The sequence below is a fragment of the Arthrobacter sp. CAN_A2 genome, assembly GCF_015752045.1.
Classification (GTDB): Bacteria; Actinomycetota; Actinomycetes; order Actinomycetales; family Micrococcaceae; genus Arthrobacter_D.
This window is the reverse complement of the sequence record NZ_JADOUS010000069.1, coordinates 1-1306: the sequence shown is the minus strand read 5'-3', so window position 1 is coordinate 1306 and position 1306 is coordinate 1. Positions and strand designations below refer to the sequence as shown.

Genomic DNA, 1306 nt, shown 5'->3' with positions numbered 1-1306 from the left:
TGTCAAGTACCGGGTTTTGTGGAGGTTCGGTTAGGCCCGTTCCAGTTTTTTGGTGACGGGTAGATGGGCGTAAAAGTTGGTTTCGGCTTCGACGGGTGGGATGTGGCCGATCTCGCCGTGGAGTCGGCGATGGTTGTACCAGTCGATGTATTCAGCGACCGCGATCTCGAGGTCGTCGATCCCTTTCCACGGACCCAAGTTCCGAATCAGCTCGGCCTTGAACAACGAGTTCAGCGCCTCCGCCATTGCGTTGTCGTAGGAATCGCCTTTGGAACCGACGGACGCGACGGCCTCCGCGGCGTCGAGACGTTCGGTATAGCGGACGGCACGGTACTGAACTCCTCGATCGGAATGATGGACCAGTTGCGACAAGTCACGACCCTGACGTCTGCGGGCCCATAACCCCATCTCCAGGGCATCGAGCGCGAGATCGGTGTGCAGCGACGTCGATAGCTGCCAGCCCACGATCCGGCGGGAGAACACCTCGAGAACGAACGCGGCGTACACCCACCCGGAAAACGTCCTGATGTAGGTGATGTCGGCAACCCAGAGGCAGTTCGGTGCCGGCGCGGTAAACGCCCGCTTAACAAGGTCCTCCGGCCGGTTGCTCAGCGGCCCCGGAATCGTGGTCCGTGGCCCCTTCGACCGGCTGATACCCCGTAATCCTTCACGACGCATGAGCCGCTCGACCGTGCACCTCGCAACGCGATGGCCGTCGCGATTGAGCTGCGCGTGCACCTTCCGCGCCCCGTACACCCGGTAGTTCTTCCGGTGGACCTCCTTGATCTTCACCACCGTCTCCTCATCCGATACCGCTCGTTTCGACGGCGGGCGGTTCCGGGCCGCGTAGTAGCTCGACGGGGCGACCTGCAGTTCCCTGCAGACCGGCTCGACCCCGAACTCGGCTTTGTTCTGGTCGATGAACTCGACTATCTGATCGAGGGGCGGTCGAGCTCCGCCGCGAAGAAAGCCGACGCGCTCTTCAGGATCGCGTTCGCCCGCCGCAACTCACGAACCTCACGCTCAAGCTCCACCAACCGGGCCGCGTCATCGGTCGTGGTACCCGGCCGGACGCCCTGATCGATATCGGCCCGCTGCACCCACCCCCGGAGAGTGTCTGTCGGGACACCGAGCTGCTGCCCGATCCTCGCGCACGCTCCCCGGCTCCCGTCCGCGCTGCCCTTCGCATCCAACACGAGCCGGACCGCACGCTGCCGAAGCTCCTCGGGATACTTCCGTGGTGCTGCCATAATTCTCAACCTCTTCCAAGGGGATCAAGAACCTCCATTAAACCCGGGGCGGAACA

General features: G+C 63.2%; 1 protein-coding gene and 1 other annotated feature. The gene reads right to left on the bottom strand.

The window, feature by feature from the left end:
• Nucleotides 1-30: 30 nt before the first annotated feature.
• Nucleotides 31-1250, bottom strand: a protein-coding gene (locus IWX63_RS16615; protein WP_334685964.1) for an IS3 family transposase whose coding sequence is annotated in 2 segments (ribosomal slippage) — nt 31-971 and nt 971-1250 — 1221 coding nt in all. Because the reading frame shifts where the segments join, the coding sequence is not laid out codon by codon here.
• Nucleotides 859-972, bottom strand: a sequence feature (AL1L pseudoknot). (Overlaps the previous gene by 114 nt.)
• Nucleotides 1251-1306 lie beyond the last annotated feature (56 nt).